The organism is Methanocalculus sp. (assembly GCF_029762515.1).
Taxonomy (GTDB): Archaea; Halobacteriota; Methanomicrobia; order Methanomicrobiales; family Methanocorpusculaceae; genus Methanocalculus.
On sequence record NZ_JARVGN010000370.1, the window covers coordinates 1 to 2,252 of the forward strand.

Sequence of the window (2,252 nt, forward strand, 5' to 3'; positions counted from 1 at the left end):
TTATTGCCCGTGTGATCAGTTCAGCCGTTGCACCCTTCGCAGAGAGGATGGCACGGGAGCCGGTATCAAGGTAGGAGCCGGGGGTGGCAAGCATGATGCTCGAGAATCGTGCAACCGCACCATCTCCCCTGAGTTCTGCTGTCGGGTACATCTGCACCTTCTTTGCCGGAACCATGCAGACATAGTTGGAGAGGAAGATACCCCGCTCCTCGATGACCGTTACACTCCGGGGATAGACCTCAATCGATTCGCCCCAGGTATGGATCATCGTGGAGGTGACTTTTGCATCTTTCCCGACATAGATCTCGGTCACCCCGTAATGTGCACCGTTCTTCGTCTTCATCGAGCTGGCACAGCCTGCTATCAGGTGGAGCTCGGCTCCCTCCTCGGCGATGATGATATTGTGGACATACTGGATGTCATCTTTTGCCAGGAAGAGGCATGTCTGAAGGGGGAAGGTGGTCTGGCTGCCTTTCCGTGCAATGATGACATAGCCTTTCGGTTCACGGGCAGCAACATACTGCGTAATCTCATCCTTGTCACGCGGCACCGCCTTCCAGTAATAGTCTTCAAGCCACGCATACTTTTCAAGCGCGTCTGACAGGGCAAGTATCTCGACACCTTTTGTATCGGTTGAGGCATGGTGGATATGCTCATCCACCTGGAGGAAACTCCCGGATCTCCCGTCAAGGGATCCCGTCTGGAGACCGGTCATCTCGATCCGCTTCAGATCGTCCTCTCCGAGATCTGAATATCCCTTCATACTCTCTGGCATGCGATACACTCCTTGTATCCTTTACTCTGGACGCTTTTTAAGATCTCACGCGGGTTGCCATGGCATTTGAAGGTGCCGTCACACATCACATGCCCGAAATCCGCATCGATATAATCGAGGATATATCCGGTATGAGTGATGATCAGGCCGCTCTTCTTCCGGTTCACGATATGCTGATCCTTCTCGACAAGGGCTGCGATGGCGTTCCCGACAAGGGACATATTTTCAAGATCAACACCGCTCTCCGGCTCATCGAGCATGACAAGGTCAGGCTTCTGGATCATCAGCTGCAACACCTCGCTCCGCTTGATCTCACCGCCGGAGAACCCCTTGTTGATATCCCGTTCAAGGAAGGTATCCATATTCATGTGCCGTGCATACTCATCGACACGCTCAGTGTCGCCGCCGGAGGTGACCGCAAGCAGCTTCCCGAGTTTCAGTCCCGAAACAGTCGGTGGACGCTGGAAGAGGAGGCCGATCCCAAGGCGTGCCCGTTCATGAATCGGGACATGGGTGATATCATGATCCTTGTAGATGAGGGATCCTTCCGTGATGCGTGAGCTGCCAAAGCCCATGATCGCACGGAGAAGGGTCGTCTTCCCGGAGCCATTCGGCCCCATGAGGACATGCGTCTCTCCCTCATTTATCGTGAGATTAATATCGTGGAGTACCTCTCTCCCCTCAACCTCGACATGAAGGTCTTCTATAACGAGCATTTGAAATCATGATATATTCGGTATCCGGGATGAAAAAGGCTTCTTTTGGGGGATCAAAAGAGACGGAAACAAGACCGTCTCATATTTGAAGGAGAGAACGGGCTTTCTATGCAGGCTGTTGCCACCCATCTTCACTTTCGCGCCCCGCCCGGAGGATATTCATATAGGGGTTTTCAATTGTTCATTATGCAATCGAGAACATTCATCTACCTCACTGCACGTGCAGAAGAGAATGCCATGATGCTCTGTCAGGGACATAAGAAAGAGGAGAAAGACTCTGTAATGAGAGCGGGGAGAGTATCAGGAATGCACAGGAACACGAGCAGCAGAATCATCATCGCCTGAACCGGGCAGAACAGGCACCGGTGATGAGGATACCCGGTCTGATCCGGGTGATCTCACTCAAACATGATCCAGTGTGCCTCTTTGATAGTCTGATTCTGTTCTTTACAACCACTCTTTTCAATTCAATGAATATTGCAGAGGTTTTTCTCTGCACACTCCACCATCAGCGGGTAGTAATTACGGACATACTCCTTCACCATCCGGCGTGCGGAAAAAACCGGGGGTATGGTCTTCATGGACTCCTTCATCATCGCCACCCATCCATGAGGTATGCCATCCATCGACTGCGTATAATAGAGCGGGGCTATATCGCTCTCAATAAGCCGGTAGAGTTCCTCTGCATCCTGTGAAGTCCGATCCCCCAACACATCCCCGGATCCAAAGACCCACCCGTTTCTGCCATTATATCCCTCACA

At 52.0% G+C, this 2,252-nt stretch carries 3 protein-coding genes and 1 pseudogene; 1 reads left to right on the forward strand and 3 read right to left on the reverse strand.

Annotation, left to right across the window (positions count from 1 at the left end; genetic code table 11):
- Together QCH34_RS11015 and QCH34_RS11020 are read right to left on the reverse strand one after the other, a co-directional pair.
- Window positions 1–775: SufD family Fe-S cluster assembly protein (locus QCH34_RS11015; protein WP_300334091.1), on the reverse strand; the 775-nt coding region annotated here is incomplete at its 3' end.
- Entirely contained in the window at window positions 760–1,491 is a 732-nt protein-coding gene (locus QCH34_RS11020) for an ABC transporter ATP-binding protein (RefSeq protein WP_300334093.1), read from the reverse strand. The genes QCH34_RS11020 and QCH34_RS11015, both read right to left, overlap by 16 nt.
- A 186-nt stretch (window positions 1,492–1,677) precedes the next feature.
- Between QCH34_RS11020 and QCH34_RS11025 the strand changes: the two genes are divergently transcribed.
- Complete coding sequence (locus QCH34_RS11025; protein ID WP_300334095.1) at window positions 1,678–1,836, forward strand: hypothetical protein; 159 nt, start codon at window positions 1,678–1,680, stop codon at window positions 1,834–1,836.
- A 122-nt stretch (window positions 1,837–1,958) separates the two neighbouring features.
- On the opposite strand, the pseudogene QCH34_RS11030 reads toward QCH34_RS11025, so the two are convergent.
- A pseudogene (locus QCH34_RS11030) lies at window positions 1,959–2,252 on the reverse strand (alpha-glucan phosphorylase); the annotation flags it as partial.